Below are 16,076 nucleotides of genomic sequence, written 5' to 3' on the forward strand. Positions count from 1 at the left end.
GGAGAATGGGGCTTCATGACCGTATCGATGAAAAACGTGGTTATCTTCGTCACCGACCTGGCCAAGGCCAAGAGGTTCTATGCCGAGCTGCTCGGCCTGCCGGTCGCCGGGCAGAGCGAGATGGTGATGGAGTTCTTTCCCGGCACACCGACCACCCTCGGCGTATCGTTGGCGCTCCACGAAGATGCCCGCAAACTGGTGGGACGCCATACCGGCATCACCCTGCGGGTTGAGGGGATCGAGGCGCTGTGCGAATCCCTGCGGGTCGGCGGCGTTACCTTCGTGGAACCGCTGGAGTCGAGCCCGTGGGGCAAAATGGCGGTGATCGCCGACTTTGACGGGAACCAGTTAGCCCTGGTGGATCGCTGATCCATAGTTCTCAAGAACCGTCGCTGGGGCGCAAGATAAAAAACGCGGCATGCAACAAGGGGAAGGGGATGAGCTGGGTGATTTCTTTATCCCGTTTATCCCCTTCATTCCACTTGACCGGTTTTTTCGTCGCCCCTGTCGCTGCGGCAGATTGTCCGTCGTGTAAATCATGGAGAATGGGATAGATGAAGATAGTAACCACCGACCTGTTGCGCCAGCTTTCCGAACAAGCCTGCACCTCCCCCCGTCTGCGCAAAAATCACAACATCCATCGCTGCGACGAATCTCGTTGCCATCGCCTCCTGAATGCCGTCGAACCGGCCTCGTACATTCGCCCCCACCGTCACTTGGACCCGGAAAAGGATGAGGCCTTCATCCTGATGAACGGCAAACTGGGCATTGTCACGTTTGCCGACGACGGGGCTGTTGCGGAAACGGTTCTGCTCTCGCGGGAACAGGGCCATCTCGCCGCCGACATCCCCTCCGGCACCTATCACACGGCGGTGAGCCTCGAGCCGGGAACGGTCTTCTACGAGGCCAAGGCCGGGCCCTACCTGCCGCTCGGCGATGCCGAGAAGGCGGCGTGGGCGCCTGGCGACGATGAGCCCGGAGCAACGGCGTACCTGGAACGGCTGAGAGAACTCTTTCAGGGGTGAGGCGGTCACGACGATGAAGATTTACGCACTGGCGATCACCCTGCTGCTCCTGATGGCCGCACCAGCGGTTTCCCAACAGCCGATGCGCCCGTACAGCGGCATCGGCGTTCTACTCCTGGCGGTGGAACATGGTGAGAGCAGCGTTCAGCAGGAGCCGTTTTACCTGTACGAGGAACCGGCCGTCCAGCGTATCGGGGTCTTGGACAGCGGCCGGACGCCCCCCTACGAGTGGCTCTTCACGGGAAACACTTCCAGGGTGCCGCTGATCGTGACGGCCCGTAAGGGGGAGTGGCTGCAGGTGGCCTATGACGATGCGGGCCGCCTGGGGTGGCTGGAACCGCGGCACCGGGGTGAGGTTCAGCCATGGAGCGCCTTGTTGAAAGGGAAGCCGTGCCGGTTGCTGCCCGGCCTGCGTAAGCAGTATTACCAGATATTCCGGCAGCCGGGCAAGACGCCCTTGGCGCTGCCGGCATTGGCGAAGCAGTCGTTCAGGGTTGTCAAGCTGGACGGCGACTGGGCGCTGGCCATGCCGGACCAGAGTACGCTCGGCTGGCTGCGCTGGCGAGACGAGGATGGCCGGCTGCTGATCTCCGTGGGGATGGACCCCGGCGCACAAAAACATTGACGCCGACATGTCGGATGTGGTATAGAAAAAAACCTATGTTTACTAAGATGATTACCGCCATTGCAGCAGCACGAGCTATCAGCGCCGCGGCGAACGACGCCGCTGGAGTGAGTTCTGCCCGGTGATCATTGTATGATCAGAATACCTTTACCAGCCGTGGGCAGAGAAGCCCGCGGCTTTTTTGTTTTTACGACGCTCTCGTCGCTCCGTTTCCGGTCCGGCGGGGGAATAGCGGAAAAGATAGGGTGCATGTATCTATATAGTGAGAGGAGACGGCTATGCGTATCGATCTGGTAAGCCCCGGAACGGGGGAGTTGACCTACGAGATCCGCAATATTGTCAACGTGGCTGAAAAACTGCAAAAGTACGGCGTGAAGATCAACTGGGAGAATATCGGCGATCCGATCGTCAAGGGGGAGGTCATCCCTGGCTGGATGAAGGAGATCGTGGCCAATGCCGCCGCGGACGACGCCACCTGGGGGTATTGCCACACCCGCGGCGTACTGGAAACCCGCGAGTTCATCTGCGACATGACCAACCGTCGCGGGGGGGCCCAGATCACCCCGGAGGACATCATCTTCTTCAACGGCCTGGGGGATGCCATTGCCAAAATCTATGGCTGTCTGCGTCCCGAGGCCCGCGTGCTGATGCCATCCCCCTCCTACACGACCCATACCCTGGGGGAGATCGGCCATGCCCATGCCGCCCCGGCCCTTTTCCGGCTCAAACCCGAGGAAAATTGGTACCCCGACCTGGATGACCTGCGCAACCATATCAAGTATAATCCCAACATCTGCGCCATCATGATCATCAACCCCGACAATCCCACCGGCATGGTCTATACCGAGAAGACGCTGCGCGAGATCGTGGCGGTGGCCAAAGAACACAACCTGTTCATCATTGCCGACGAGGTCTACACGAACATCGTGTATAACGGCGAAACCGCCGTTCCCATCAGCGATGTGATCGGCGACGTCCCGGCCATCTCGTTGCGGGGGATCTCCAAGGAATTCCCCTGGCCAGGTTCGCGTTGCGGCTGGATCGAGGTGTATAACGGCCACGACGACCCGCAATTCCAGAAGTACGTCAACCTGATCCTGACCAGCAAGATGAACGAGGTCTGCTCCACGACCCTGCCCCAGACCGTCATTCCCGCCATCATGCAGCATCCCGGCTACGCCGGATACCTGGCGGAGCGCATCGCCAGCTACGAGAAGATGAGCAATATTACCTACGATTTTCTCAAAGAGGTACCCCAGCTCCAGGTCAACCGCACCAACGGCGCATTCTACATGGCCGTTGCGTTCAAGGCTGGGCTCTTGACCAACCGCCAGTCGATCCCCATCGCCAACAGCGAGGTGCGCGACTTGGTGAACGGCTTGGTCAACCAGCCCGGCGTCTCCCCGGACAAACGTTTCGTCTACCACATCCTCGCGGCAACCGGTATCTGCGTCGTGCCGCTCTCCTCGTTCTCCACCCCGTTGCAGGGCTTCCGCGTCACACTGCTGGAGAAGGACGAGAACGAGTGCCGCCGGATCTACAGCACGCTTGCGGAGAAGATCAGCGAATACCTGGCGTCGTAGCCCGGTCTCACTGCGGAGAGTGAAAAAAAGGGGGAAAGGCATCACGCCTTTCCCCCTTGGTAATTCATCCGGGATTGACAAACCCCAGTCAGGCTTTTTTGTCGTCCTCGCCGTCCTTCTTGGGCTTGATCTCGATCTCGTCCTTCCCTTCGGATGCTTTTTTGAAATTGCGGATGCTCTTGCCCAGCGCACCGCCGATTTCAGGAAGTTTCCCTGCACCGAATACGACCAGAACGATGACTAATATGATTATCAGTTCGGGCATGCCAAATCCAAACATGTGATCCTCCTAAAACATTCGGTAAATAATTTTGCCAGTATCGCACTGGCGAGCAAAAAAATCAAGCATTGCTGATGTCTCCCTGTTGGCTTGTCCGGCAGTGAGGGCGCACGGAGTTGATTTTATTCCATGTCTTTGAAATTAAAGATATTGTTTGCCCCTCATTCGTTGACAGCCTGTGGTCGGCATGATAAAAACGGTGAACTTCACATCGTTTCGCAAGGGTGGTCATGTATGGCAAACGAACGGCAGGCAAGCTTGTCGGCACTCAACAGCAAGATGGTGGCCGTTTCGCTGGTTATAGCGATCATGGCGGCGGGCGGCCTGATGGTGGCCGGAGACGGCGGTATCCCGGCCATTGCCGCTGTCGTTGTGACGGCGCTCTTTAGTTCGCTGGCGTGTGCCAGGATCTTTGCCAGGGGCGTTGCCGCCGCCCGCCTCGAACAACTCGCCATGGTGGAAAAGCTCGGTTTGTCCGGTGAGTTATCCGGCTATGTGGAAGAAAACGACGACCTGAGATCCCTTCTGTCCCGTAGCGGCTTTATCATGGAGGTGCTGGACGCACGGCTGCGTGAGCATCGGCAGCTTCTGGCCCAGATCGTTGCGGCGGAGGAAAACCTCAAGGTCGTCATGCACAGCCTGTCGATCAGCGACGAGAAGGAGCTTGTCCAGGTGCGCAATGCCGTGACCGCCATGGAGAGCATGGACGGCGCCTTTGCCACGGTGATCGGCGATATCGACGAACTGTCGGGGCGCAGCGCCGAGCAGGAAACCCTGTCAACCAAAATGAGTACGACCACCGACGGCATTGCCGACAATATCAATCAGTACTCCGATTTTGTCATCGAAACCTCCAGCTCCATCGAGCAGATGGTCCGCGCCATCAGGGAGATCGCCGAAAACATCCGTGGGCTGTCCGCCTCGACCGAAGAAACCGTGTCCTCCATCAACCAGATCAGCGTTTCCCAGGCCAAGGTGCGCAACAATGCCGAGCGCGGCGCCTTGGCTTCCGAAAACGTCCGCGAACAGGCCCAGAGCGGCTTGCGAAACATGGCCGCCACGCTGCGGGCAATGCAGGAGATTGAAAAGAGCAACGTGGAGTCCTTCGATGCCATCAACCGACTCTCACGGCATTCGGCCCGTGTGGGTGAGTTCCTCAACGTCATCCAGGAGGTGGTGGAGCAGACCAAGCTCCTCTCCCTGAACGCCTCGATCATTGCCGCCCAGGCCGGCGTGCGGGGGCGGGCGTTTGCCGTTGTCGCCGAGGAGGTCCGTTCCCTTGCCTCCCGCACATCGGCCTCCACGCGCGAAATCGAGGAGTTGGTGCGCAATATCCAGAAGGAAACCGCCGCGGTGCAGCGATCGGTGACCCAGGGAAAAGACAAGGTCAAAGAGGGGGTGAAGATATCCTCTCTGGCCAACGAAGCACTGGTGAAGATCGAGAAGAGCGCCGACGAGGCCTCCCACATGGTGGCACGGATTGCCGCCGAAGCGGCGGAGCAGACGGTCGGCATCCAGCGTATCACCGAGGAGGCCGAGAAGAACCTCGAACGGGTTCAGCAGATCACCCAGAGCACGGAGAACCAACAGGACGGGGCCAACCTGATCGTCAGAAATCTGGAGCACATGCGGGATCTGGCCCATCGCATAAATATGACGGCCCAGGAGCAGGCCAAGGAGAACCGCCTGTATCTGCAGGGCGTCATCGAGCACAACGAGCGGACCAAGGGGCTGAAGGAAAACGTTTACCGCCAGTTGGTCGTCGCGGAAAATGCGGTAGAAGCCGTGTGCAAGGTGGACGACATGATCTCGGCCAATACCGTAGAAACCCGGAAGATCCTGGGGGCTGTTACGGTTTTGACGCGCGTGATCGACCTGCACCGCGGCGAGACGGGCGCCGAAGCCGGTGAAGGCGAGGAGGCGATCCGCTATGAATAGGATGCTGCCGCTATCCCTGCTCCTCCTGCTCGCCATGGCCGGTCCGGCGGCGGCAGAAGATATGGAGATCACCCCTTTTCGCACCGTCAACCAGAGCCCGCTGGTACAGATCTTCGGACTTCCCCCTCAGTCGGAGGCTACGGTCGCCCCTTCCGGGAAGACCGTTGTCAGCCTTGTGCAGGATGTGGCCAGCGATTACACCGTCAGTTCCACGTCCCGTGAGCAGATCCATCTGGACGGCGAATCCTACCGGTGGACCCTGGCGGCCCGCTATGGTTTTGGCGGACGTTTCGATGCGGGTTTTGAGATCCCCTATGTGCTCTACGGCGGCGGCTTTCTGGATAGCTTCATCGTCGAATGGCACAAGTTTTTCGGCCTGCCCCAGGGGGGGCGGGACAGCGCCCCGAAGGGGAGGTTGCACTTCAGCTATACCAAGGACGGCGTACAGAAGCTCAAGATGGACCACGCCGATTCCGGCCTCGGCGATATCAGCCTGACGGGTGGGATGCAACTCTACGAGGCCCGGGATGGCGAATCCCACGACAGCCTGGCGCTGCGGGCATCCCTCAAGCTGCCCAGCGGCGACAGCAATTCCCTGCGGGGCAGCGGCAGCACCGATGCCACCCTGGCCCTGTGCGGCAGCATGAACAACTTCACCGAATGGGGGGCCCTGGGCGTCTTCGGCTCCCTGGGAGGGATGGCCATGAGCGATGGGGATGTGCTGCGCGACCAGCAGCAGCACCTGGTCGGCTTTGGCACCGTCGGCCTGGGATGGGGACCATGGTCGCGGGTATCCTTCAAGTTCCAGCTCAACGCCCATACGGCCTTCTACCGGGGAAGTACCCTGGACGAACTCTCCAAGCCGTCTTTGATGCTGGTTTCCGGCGGGGCGATCAAGCTCCCCGGCGATTACCGGCTCGACATCGGCGTTTCCGAGGATGTGGCGGTTGCCACCGCACCGGATGTGGCCTTTCACCTGGGGGTGAGCAAACAGTTCTAAGAGGTTGTTGAAAAACAGCCATCTCGCCGCCGTCCTCGAAAGCCCTTTTGTGCGGCGTAGCGCTGCTACGCCTCCGCGGGGCTTTCTGCGGGTGCGGCGATCTGACTATTTTTGAACAACCTGAGTTTTTCAACAGCCTGTTAACAGGGCGTTCTGCGTTTCTGTCGTAAAAAAGCCCCGCTTTCGGCGGGGCTTTTTGCGTTGTGGGGAACATTGTCTCGCCGGATCAGTAGTTCTTGTCGGCGTAATCGACCCAGCCGCCGGCCAGCACCAGGGCCTTGTCGAACGGTGACAGGCTGAAGCTGAAGGTCTTCTGTTTGCCGCCGCCGCTCATGGTCAGGCTCTGGGCCTCGATGTCGATGCTGATGGCGGCGTCAGCGTCGCCTGCGTGGGAGAAGAGCTGGTCCAGGTCCGCCTTGGGCAGCTCGATGGCGGCCATGCCGCAGTTGAACATGTTCTGGCGGAAGATGCGGGCAAAGGACTCGGCGATCACGGCGGTGATGCCGTTGACCTCGAACACCCAGGGTGCATGCTCCCGGGACGAGCCGCAGCCGAAATTGGCGCGGGAGACGACCACCCGGGCCGATTTCGTTCGGGGCCCCTTAGGGTCGAAGCCGGGCAGCTTCAGGTCTTCAAGTATGTAGGGTTTCAGGTCTTCCTTGGTGATCTCGGTCAGGTACTTGGCCGGGATGATCTCGTCGGTGTTGATGTCGGAACGGTCGAGGAAGAGGGCCGGGCCTCCGAATGTCTTCATATGGTCAACTCCTTTTAACATAACGTGAAAGGTGAATAGTGAATAGTGAATAGTGAAAAGTGAGCAGTGAAAAGTGAGCAGTGAAAAGTGAGCAGTGAAAAGTGAGCAGTGAAAAGTGAGCAGTTGGCGGCTTCGTGGTTTGTACCTTTCACTATTCACCTTTCACTATTCACGGTTTCTTTTTTCTCCGTGTCTCTGTGTCTCTGTGGCAGGTTTTTTTCTGTGCCCTTACAGGTACTTCCTCGGATCGGCGATCTTGCCTTCGATGGCCGAGGCTGCCGCGGTGGCCGGCGACATGAGGTGCACCATGCCCCCCTTGCCCATGCGCCCCATGAAGTTGCGGTTGGTGGTGGAGGCGCAGACCTCGCCCTCGGCCAGCACGCCGTTGCTCATCCCGAGGCAGGCGCCGCAGGTGGGGTTGGTGATGCAGAACCCGGCCTCCATGAAGATGTCGATCAGCCCTTCGTGCAGGGCCTCCTGATAGATCTTCGGCGTGGCGGGGGAGAGGATGCCGCGCACCGTGGGGGCGATCCGTTTCCCCTTCAGTACGTGTGCCGCGATGCGCAGGTCTTCCAGGCGGCCGTTGGTGCAGGAACCGAGGTAGACCTGGTCGAGCGGCGTGTCCGGCAGGTCGGCCACGAACTTGACCTGATCCGGTTTGTAGCCGAAGGTGGAGATCGGCTGGAGCGTGGCGACGTCGATTTCGATCACCTGGTCGTACTCTGCGTCGGCATCGGCGGCCCACTTGGAATATTCGGTCAGCGCGGCCTCCTTGGAGGCGAATTCCCCCTGAATGAAGGGCCAGAGGAACTCCACGGTGGTCGCATCGGGCTGGCAGATGCCGGAGGTGCCGCCCGCCTCGATGGCCATGTTGCATAGGGTCATGCGGGACTCCATGGTCATGGCGCTGATGGTCTCGCCGTGGAATTCCATCACCCGGTCCGTGGCGCCGTTGACGCCGATCTTGCCGATGATATGCAGGATGACATCCTTGGCGTAGACCCCCTTGGGCAGGGTCCCGGTGACGTTGAACTTGATGGTCTTGGGCTGGCGGAAGGCGCAGACCCCTTTCAGGATGCCGACCTCCAGGTCGGTAGTGCCGATACCGGCGGCAAAGGCGCCGAACGCGCCGTGGGTGCAGGTATGGGAGTCGCCCATGATGACCGTGTTGCCGGGGCGGATAAAGCCCTTCTCCGGGAACAGGGCATGGCAGACGCCGTTGGCGCCGATATCGAAGAAGTCGCGGATAGCGTGGCGACGGGCCCAGTCGCGCAGAATCTTGGCCTGGGTCGCGGTCTTGCTGTCCTTGCTGGGGGTGACGTGGTCGATGACGGCCTTGATCCTGGACGGGTCGAAGACCCGGTCCTTGCCGCGCCGTATCAGGTCGTCGATGGCGATGGGGGTGGTGATTTCGTGGCACAGCACCACGTCCAGTTTCAGCACCTTGGTGCCGGGGAAGGGCTCCTCGACCAGGTGCGCCTCAAAGATCTTTTCCGCTGTGGTTTTACCCATGGGTTCATACCTCGCTTCAATCTGTAATGGTTCCCTGTATACCCTATTCTTTTCGCCAATAAAAGCAGTATATGGTGACGTTGCCATCGTGAACGGCGATGGCAACCCCCTATGTTTCCGGTTGTCTGAGATGATCGACGAGGAGCCGGGCGGCGGCGTGCAGGGCATCGCAAGAGCGGACGCAGAGCTTCAACTCCCGGCGGGCCCAGGGTTCATCCAGGGCCACCGGGCGGATGCGCAGTCCTTTGAAATAAGGCTTGGCGGCACCCTTGGGGACGATCCCGATGCCCAGGCCGGCCTCCACCATCAGGCAGAGGGCATCGAAGCTGTTCACCTGGATACGCAGCTTGGGAGTCCGGTCCAGTTCCTGGGCGGCCCGCAGCACCTGGTTGTGGAGCGCGCTCCCCACGGTCAGACCGACAAAATCGAACTCCAGGGTCTCCTGGAATGAAACGGACCTCCGCTGGGCCAGGGGGTGATCCTTGGGGGTGATGACGATGAGCTGGTCCGAGTGGTACGGCAGGAATTCCAGATCCTGGCGGTAGGTCCCCATGGTGATGATGCCCACGTCCGCAGCCCCCTCGGCCACGGATTTCATGATGGTCTCGCTGATCGCCCCCTCCAGGTGCACGTGTATCTGGGGGTGCAGGTCCATGAACGACCTGATCTCCGCCGGCAGGAACTGGTTGATGGCCGAGATGTTGGCGCACAACCTGACATGGCCGCGCACGCCGCTGGAGTATTCGCTGATCTGCACGTAGAGGTTGTTCATGTCGTGCAGGACCCCTCGCGCCAGTTGCAGCAGGGTAATCCCCGCATCGGTCGGGGCAACCCCCTTGTTCGTCCGGTGGAGCAGGGGGGTCCCGAAGCCCTCCTCCAACTCGCTGATCCGCTTGCTGACGGCCGACGCGGCGATATGCTCCCGTTCCGCCGCCCCTGCGATGGTGCCCTCTTCCACGATGGCGACGAACAGTTTGAGTGACAAGGGGTCGATAATCATGGTGTCTCGCTGGTCCGCTCTATTCCCGGCGGCCTGGGCCGCCCGGTTCCCTGGATCGGGCATAACAGTAAACCAATATCCCGACCTGCAACAACAATTTTTATCCACAGCCTCTGTCCTTGCAAATAATACGGATTTCCCCTTGTCGCAATTCACGGAAATTTCAGGTGGAAAGCGTTGGGGGCGTGGTGTATAAACGAGGTTCGAGAGGTAAAATGACTATGACCCCCGATCAACTCAAACTATTGCTGGATTCCGTCAAAGAGGGTACCGTCCCGGTCGAGCAGGCCCTTGAGCGGCTGCGGCAGTTGCCGTTCCAGGACGTGGGGTGCGCCCAGGTGGATCACCACCGGGAATTGCGCCAGGGCATGCCCGAGGTCATCTTCGGCGAAGGGAAAAAAGACGAGCAGATCATCGCCATCATGGGCGCCATGGCGGAAAACGGCAGCAACGTCCTGGTGACGCGGATCGATGCGGACAAGGCGCAGCGGATTCAACGAACCTTTTTCGGCGCCCTGTACCACGCCAATGCCCGGTGCCTGACCCTGGAGCAGAGGCCGGCGGAGGCCAAGGGGAGGGGAACGATCCTGGTGGTCTCGGCCGGGACCTCCGATCTGCCGGTGGCGGCCGAGGCGCTGGTCACGGCTCGTTTTCTGGGCAACGAGGCCGAGCATATCTACGACGTGGGCGTGGCAGGCATCCATCGCCTGTTGGCCCGGCACGAAGAGCTTGCCGCCGCTTCGGTGATCATCGTGGTGGCCGGCATGGAGGGGGCGCTGCCCACGGTGGTGGGCGGGCTGGTGGACAAGCCGGTCATCGCCGTGCCGACCTCCATCGGCTACGGAGCAGCCTTCGGCGGCATCGCGGCGCTTCTCGGGATGCTCAACTCCTGCGCCGCCGGGGTTACGGTGGTCAACATCGACAACGGTTTCGGCGCGGCCTGCGCGGCTTCGCTGATCAACAGGGCCTAACATGACAATCGTCTATCTTGACTGCTACGCCGGCATCTCCGGCGACATGACCGTGGGGGCGCTCCTGGATTTGGGGGTGCCGCTGGAACACCTGCAAGCAGGGTTGGCAAAACTCCCCCTCCCCCCCGACTCCTACGCCCTCTCCACAAGCCGTACCGAACGGCGCCACATTCCGGCCCTCAAGTTCGACGTGGCCGTGCACGACCACCACACCCACCGCCACTACGGCGGCATCGACGCAATGATTGCCGCAAGCTCCCTGACCGATTCGGTCAAGGAACGGGCGCGGCGCATCTTCCGGCGGTTGGCCGAGGCCGAGGCCACGGTGCACGGCGTACCGCTGGAGGAAGTCCATTTCCACGAGGTGGGGGCGGTGGACTCCATCGTCGATATCGTCGGCACGGCCATCTGTCTGGATTACCTGGGCGTTACGGAGGTCTCTGCCGCGGCGTTGCCCCTGGGGGGCGGTTTCGTGGAGACCGCCCACGGCCGGCTGCCGGTGCCGGCCCCGGCCACGGCGGAGTTGCTGCACGGCCTGGCCGTGCATGGCGCATGCGGCGACGGCGAGCGGGTCACCCCCACCGGCGCGGCCATCATCGCCGCCCTGGCCGCAGGGACGGGGCAGAGGCCGGCCATGCGCCTGGAACGGATCGGCAGCGGCGCCGGCGGCAAGGATTTCAGCGATTGCCCCAACATCCTGCGGGCCTTTCTCGGCACGGCTGAAGAGAAACGGGGAAGCGGCGATGCGGTTGTGGTGGCCGAGACCAACATCGACGATTCCACACCCGAGGTCCTGGGGTACGTGATGGAGCGGCTTTTCGAGGAGGGGGCGCTGGATGTGTTCTTTACGCCGGTGCAGATGAAGAAGAACCGGCCGGCAACGCAACTCTCCTTCCTCTGCCGGCCGGAAGAGTTGGAAAACCTGGCGCGGCTGGTGCTGGCCGAGACCACGGCCATCGGCCTGCGCCATTATCCTGCCGGCCGCATCGTCCTGGAGCGGCGGGTTGAGGAACTGCAGACCCCTTTGGGCCCCGTGCGCTTCAAGCTGGTCTCCGATGGCGGCCTGTTGTTGCGGGCCGCCCCGGAATACGAGGACTGCCGCCGCATCGCCCGGGAACGGGGCATCCCCTGCCGCGAGGTCATGGAGCAGGTGGTGGCGTGGCGGCAGGCCGGAGGGGAGGCGTCATGAGGGTTTCCACCCTGAGCATCGGCAGTGAGTTGATCAGCGGCGAGGTGACCGACACCAATGCCGGCCGCATCGCCGAACTCCTGCTGGGATGCGGCCTTCGCGTGCTGCGCCATATGGTTGTGGGGGATTCGGAGCCTGATATCGGCGAGGCCCTGAATGAACTTGCCCTGAAGAGCGACGCCGTCATCGTTACCGGCGGCCTGGGGCCCACGGTGGACGACGTGACGGCCCTGGCGGCAGCCCACGCCACCGGCAGGCGCCTGGTGGTCAACGAGGAGTTGAAGGAGCATATCCGCAGCTTTACGGCCAAGCTGGGCGGCGGCCATGCCTCCGACCGGCAGGCCATGATCCCCACCAAGGCGACGATCATCCCCAATCCGACCGGGACCGCCTGCGGTTTCCATTTCATCCACGGCGGGTGTTTTTTCTTTTTTCTCCCCGGCGTTCCCTCGGAGATGGAGCCGATGCTGAGCGATACCGTCCTGCCGTTTCTCTGCGAACGGGTGATGCACAAAAAGGTGATTCTTTCTTCGTTCCAGAACGTCTATGGCCTTTCCGAGCCGGAGGTGGACGGGCTGCTGAAGGGGGCCTTCTCCGGCAACCATGCCGTGCAGATGAGTATTTGCGTCACCTTTCCCTGGATACGCGTAACCGTGCGGGCCGATGGGGATACGGAAACCGCGGCCCGAACCCGTCTCCAGGATGCGGTGGATCTGGTACGGGAACGGCTGGGGTCAGCGATCTTTTCCGAAGGGCATGAGACCATGGAGCAGGTCGTGGCCGGGCTCTTCGGCCGGCGCGGTCTGACCCTGGCCCTGGCCGAGTCGTGCACCGGCGGCCTGATCGCCAAACGGCTTACCGATGTGCCCGGCAGTTCCGCTTTTTTTCTGGAGGGGGCGGTGACCTACAGCAATGCCGCCAAACAGCGCCTGTTGGGGGTGCCGCAGGAGGTCCTGGATACCCGTGGAGCGGTCAGCGCCGAGTGCGCCGTTGCCATGGCCACCGGGGTGCGCTCGGCGGCGGAAAGCGCTGTGGGGTTGGCCGTGACCGGCATTGCCGGGCCGGACGGCGGCACGGCGGACAAACCGGTAGGGACGGTCTTTATCTCCCTGGCAACGCCGGACGGCTGCTGGACCAAGGGGTTCCGGTTCGGCGGCAACCGGGGGGATGTGCGCACCTTGACCGCCTGGACGGCCCTGGACTGGGTGAGGCGCTATCTGGCGGACGGCAGTCCGTTTCCCGTATAATACCAATTCCAAATCAAGGCGCTATCTTCGTTGGCTCGTTTTCGGCTCCTCAACGTACTACTTTGTACGCCTTCGTCGCCACAAGCCTCGCCGCCTTGATTTCATCCTTGATTTGAAATCGGTATAAAACCTTGCGGGAAAACCGCCGGATATGCTACCGTAACACCCCCCATTCATCCACGTTCATCCCACTTTCAGGAGACATACAACCATGCAGGAAAAAAACAAGGCGATTGAACTGGCCCTGAGCCAGATCGAGAAGCAGTTCGGCAAGGGCGCCATCATGCGTTTGGGCAATGACGAGGCGTTGCCGGGCGTGGAGGCGATCTCGACCGGCGCCATCTCCCTGGACATGGCCTTGGGGGTCGGCGGGGTGCCCCGTGGCCGGGTGGTGGAGATCTACGGCCCGGAATCGTCCGGCAAGACCACCCTGGCGCTGCATATCGTGGCGGAAGCCCAGAAAACCGGCGGTATCGCGGCTTTTGTGGATGCCGAGCACGCCCTGGACATCGGCTATGCCCGCAAACTGGGGGTCAAGACCGACGATCTTCTGGTATCGCAGCCGGACACCGGCGAGCAGGCGTTGGAAATCACCGAGACCCTGGTGCGCAGCGGCGCCATCGACGTGCTGGTGATCGACTCGGTGGCGGCCCTGGTTCCCAAGGCCGAGATCGAGGGTGAGATGGGCGATTCCCATGTGGGGCTCCAGGCGCGCCTCATGTCCCAGGCCTTGCGCAAGCTGACCGGCATCATCAGCAAATCCAACTGCTGCGTCATCTTCATCAACCAAATCCGCATGAAGATCGGCGTCATGTTCGGCAACCCCGAAACGACGACCGGTGGAAATGCTCTCAAATTCTACGCCTCGGTGCGCATGGATATCCGCAAGATCGCCACCCTCAAGCAGGGGGACCAGGTGATCGGCTCCCGCACCCGCGTCAAGGTGGTCAAGAACAAGGTCGCCCCCCCCTTCAAGGAGGTCGAATTCGACATCCTCTACGGCGAAGGAATCTCCCGCACCGGCGACGTGCTGGACCTGGCGGTGGACAAAGGGATCATCGAAAAGAGCGGCGCCTGGTTCTCGTACGGCAAGGAGCGGATCGCCCAGGGCCGGGAGAATTCCCGCACCTGGCTGACCGAACACCCTGAAACCCTGGCCGAGATCGAAGGGAAGCTGCTGACACTGGTCAAGGGGCCGGCGCCTGTAGAGGCCGCCTGATTTGGTCGGCATTCGAGTGCTGAGATAGCTGGCTTCGCCTGCTGCTCATCATCTTGAATCCACGCCGGCACGGCAGATCTGAATTGGGGAGACACGCATGGATCTGGACGAAATTCTGACTATCGCCGTCAAGGCCAAGGGCTCGGATATTCATATCAAAACCGGCCTTCCTCCCATCGTGCGCATCGATGGGCGACTGCACCCCATTCCCAACACCCAGCGCCTCTCGCCGGATCTGGTCGTGGATATGTGCCAGGCCATGATGAACGACCGTCAGCGGCGCCTGTTCGAGGAAAATTCGGAGGTGGACCTGGCCTATGCCGTGCCGGGGCTGGGACGCTTCAGGGTCAGCGCCTACCGCCAGCGCGGCACGGTGGCCATGGTCTTCCGTACCATCTCCTTCACCATACCGTCGCTGGATGGCCTGAACCTGCCACCGGTCCTGAAGAAGATCTGCCAGGAGGAGCGCGGCCTGATCCTGGTAACCGGCACCACCGGTTCCGGTAAGTCGAGCACCCTGGCGGCCATGATCGATTTCATCAACCAGAACCGCACCGCCAACATCATCACCATCGAAGACCCGGTGGAGTTTCTCCACCGGGATAATAAGAGCATCATCAGCCAGCGGGAAGTCGGCACCGACACGCCGAGCTTCTCCGCGGCGCTCAAGGGCGCCCTGCGCCAGGACCCGGACGTTATCCTGGTGGGCGAGATGCGCGATTACGAGACCATCGAAACCGCCATGACCGCCGCCGAGACCGGCCACTTGGTCATGTCCACCCTGCACACCATGGATGCGGCCGAGACCATCAACCGTATCATCGGCGTTTTTCCCCCGTACCACCAGCGCCAGGTGCGTATCCAGTTGTCCGGGATCATCAAGGGGGTCGTCTCCCAACGGCTGGTGCCGCGGGCCGACGGCAAGGGGCGCGTCCCGGCAGTGGAGGTCATGCTCGGTACGGCCAGGGTCAAGGAGTACATCGACGACAAGGAAAAGACCAAACAGCTCCACGATGCCATCTCCCAGGGGTTTGTAACCTACGGCATGCAGACCTTCGACCAGTCGTTGATGAAACTGTACACCTCCAACCTGATCAGCTACGACGAGGCCCTGCGCCAGAGCACGAACCCGGACGATTTCGCCCTCAAGATATCCGGCATCTCCTCGACCTCGGATGCATCCTGGGAAAGCTTCGAATCCCAGGAGGAAGAGGCCGGCGAGCCCCGGCAGCTCGACATTGAAAAATTCTGAACCGTCGTCCCCGGAACGGGCCTTTCAGGACGCGCTGAAGCTGCTTGCCCCACGGGATTATACTTCAGCGAAGATGCGGGAGAGATTGGCCCGGCGGGGATTTGACGAAGCGGCGATTGAGGAGGCTGTGGCCCGTCTGGAGGGCCAGGGGTGGCTCAGCGATCGCCGTTTTGCCGAGCGTTTCGCTGAGATGGCCGTGAACGGCGGCCGTTTTTTCGGCCCGCGCCTGCGCCTGGAGATGCGCCGCCACGGGGTTCCGGCCGAACTGGTCGAGGAGACCCTGGGGCGTCTGCGCCAGGAACGCGACGAACAGGACGACCTGCGGAGCGTGATGGAGCGCCGGTATCCCGGTTTCTCCTTTGCCGCGGCCGACGACCGTGAAAAACGCCGGGTAATCGCCTTCCTGCAGCGCCGCGGTTTCGGGCTCGGGGCGATCATGAAGATTTTGAAGGTTGAAGAAATTTACTAAAATTACCATGAG

General features: G+C 61.5%; 16 protein-coding genes. 12 read left to right on the top strand and 4 right to left on the bottom strand.

The features are described 5' to 3' along the window. The first annotated feature begins 15 nt into the window (after positions 1–15). The 4 genes from F6V25_RS02255 to F6V25_RS02270 all read left to right on the top strand — a co-directional run bounded on the left by F6V25_RS02255 (position 16) and on the right by F6V25_RS02270 (position 3,233). Positions 16–369 carry a VOC family protein gene (locus F6V25_RS02255; protein WP_151126826.1) on the top strand — a complete coding sequence of 118 codons (354 nt, stop codon included), beginning with the start codon at positions 16–18 and terminating at the stop codon, positions 367–369. Positions 370–554: 185 nt separating this feature from the next. Then, complete coding sequence (locus F6V25_RS02260) at positions 555–1,025, top strand: WbuC family cupin fold metalloprotein (protein WP_151126827.1); 471 nt, start codon at positions 555–557, stop codon at positions 1,023–1,025. Between the two features lie 13 nt (positions 1,026–1,038). Beyond that, positions 1,039–1,650: a hypothetical protein gene (locus F6V25_RS02265; protein ID WP_151126828.1), complete on the top strand. Its 612-nt coding sequence runs from the start codon at positions 1,039–1,041 to the stop codon at positions 1,648–1,650. A gap of 278 nt (positions 1,651–1,928) precedes the next feature. Then, positions 1,929–3,233 (top strand): pyridoxal phosphate-dependent aminotransferase, encoded by a 1,305-nt coding sequence (locus F6V25_RS02270; RefSeq protein ID WP_149307328.1) that lies wholly within the window; start codon positions 1,929–1,931, stop codon positions 3,231–3,233. 88 nt (positions 3,234–3,321) lie between these two features. Here F6V25_RS02270 and F6V25_RS02275 read toward each other — a convergent pair whose 3' ends face one another. Then, positions 3,322–3,513 (bottom strand): twin-arginine translocase TatA/TatE family subunit, encoded by a 192-nt coding sequence (locus F6V25_RS02275; RefSeq protein WP_149307327.1) that lies wholly within the window; start codon positions 3,511–3,513, stop codon positions 3,322–3,324. Positions 3,514–3,747: 234 nt separating this feature from the next. On the opposite strand from F6V25_RS02275, the gene F6V25_RS02280 reads away from it, so the two are divergent. Together F6V25_RS02280 and F6V25_RS02285 are read left to right on the top strand one after the other, a co-directional pair. Continuing rightward, complete coding sequence (locus F6V25_RS02280; RefSeq protein ID WP_191966042.1) at positions 3,748–5,451, top strand: methyl-accepting chemotaxis protein; 1,704 nt, start codon at positions 3,748–3,750, stop codon at positions 5,449–5,451. Further along, positions 5,444–6,451, top strand: a complete 1,008-nt coding sequence (locus tag F6V25_RS02285; protein WP_151126830.1) for a DUF3187 family protein — start codon at positions 5,444–5,446, stop codon at positions 6,449–6,451. Before F6V25_RS02280 ends, F6V25_RS02285 begins: the two co-directional genes overlap by 8 nt. Before the next feature lie 226 nt (positions 6,452–6,677). Here the strand turns inward: F6V25_RS02285 and F6V25_RS02290 are convergent, their stop codons facing one another. The 3 genes from F6V25_RS02290 to F6V25_RS02300 form a co-directional block, all read right to left on the bottom strand. Then, entirely contained in the window at positions 6,678–7,205 is a 528-nt protein-coding gene (locus tag F6V25_RS02290) for a 3-isopropylmalate dehydratase small subunit (protein ID WP_151127211.1), read from the bottom strand. Between the two features lie 228 nt (positions 7,206–7,433). After that, entirely contained in the window at positions 7,434–8,717 is a 1,284-nt protein-coding gene (locus F6V25_RS02295) for a 3-isopropylmalate dehydratase large subunit (RefSeq protein ID WP_151126831.1), read from the bottom strand. 109 nt (positions 8,718–8,826) lie between these two features. Continuing rightward, positions 8,827–9,717: a LysR family transcriptional regulator gene (locus F6V25_RS02300; RefSeq protein WP_151127213.1), complete on the bottom strand. Its 891-nt coding sequence runs from the start codon at positions 9,715–9,717 to the stop codon at positions 8,827–8,829. Positions 9,718–9,938: 221 nt separating this feature from the next. Here F6V25_RS02300 and larB point away from each other — a divergent pair, with 221 nt between their 5' ends. The 6 genes from larB (at position 9,939) to F6V25_RS02330 (ending at position 16,064) form a co-directional block, all read left to right on the top strand. Next, on the top strand, positions 9,939–10,688 hold the full coding sequence (gene larB, locus F6V25_RS02305) for a nickel pincer cofactor biosynthesis protein LarB (protein ID WP_151127215.1): 750 nt from the start codon (positions 9,939–9,941) through the stop codon (positions 10,686–10,688). 1 nt (position 10,689) lies between these two features. Then, positions 10,690–11,877 (top strand): nickel pincer cofactor biosynthesis protein LarC, encoded by a 1,188-nt coding sequence (larC, locus tag F6V25_RS02310; RefSeq protein WP_151126833.1) that lies wholly within the window; start codon positions 10,690–10,692, stop codon positions 11,875–11,877. Then, positions 11,874–13,124 carry a competence/damage-inducible protein A gene (locus F6V25_RS02315; RefSeq protein WP_151126835.1) on the top strand — a complete coding sequence of 417 codons (1,251 nt, stop codon included), beginning with the start codon at positions 11,874–11,876 and terminating at the stop codon, positions 13,122–13,124. The genes larC and F6V25_RS02315 overlap by 4 nt, the downstream gene beginning before the upstream one ends. A 211-nt stretch (positions 13,125–13,335) precedes the next feature. Continuing rightward, on the top strand, positions 13,336–14,343 hold the full coding sequence (gene recA, locus F6V25_RS02320; protein WP_151126837.1) for a recombinase RecA: 1,008 nt from the start codon (positions 13,336–13,338) through the stop codon (positions 14,341–14,343). Positions 14,344–14,440: 97 nt separating this feature from the next. Then, positions 14,441–15,595: a type IV pilus twitching motility protein PilT gene (locus tag F6V25_RS02325; RefSeq protein WP_151126839.1), complete on the top strand. Its 1,155-nt coding sequence runs from the start codon at positions 14,441–14,443 to the stop codon at positions 15,593–15,595. Further along, a complete protein-coding gene (locus F6V25_RS02330) occupies positions 15,582–16,064 on the top strand; it encodes a regulatory protein RecX (protein ID WP_191966043.1) in 483 nt (160 codons plus the stop codon). The genes F6V25_RS02325 and F6V25_RS02330 overlap by 14 nt, the downstream gene beginning before the upstream one ends. Positions 16,065–16,076 lie beyond the last annotated feature (12 nt).

It is taken from the genome of Oryzomonas japonica, assembly GCF_008802365.1.
Lineage (GTDB): Bacteria > Desulfobacterota > Desulfuromonadia > Geobacterales > Pseudopelobacteraceae > Oryzomonas > Oryzomonas japonica.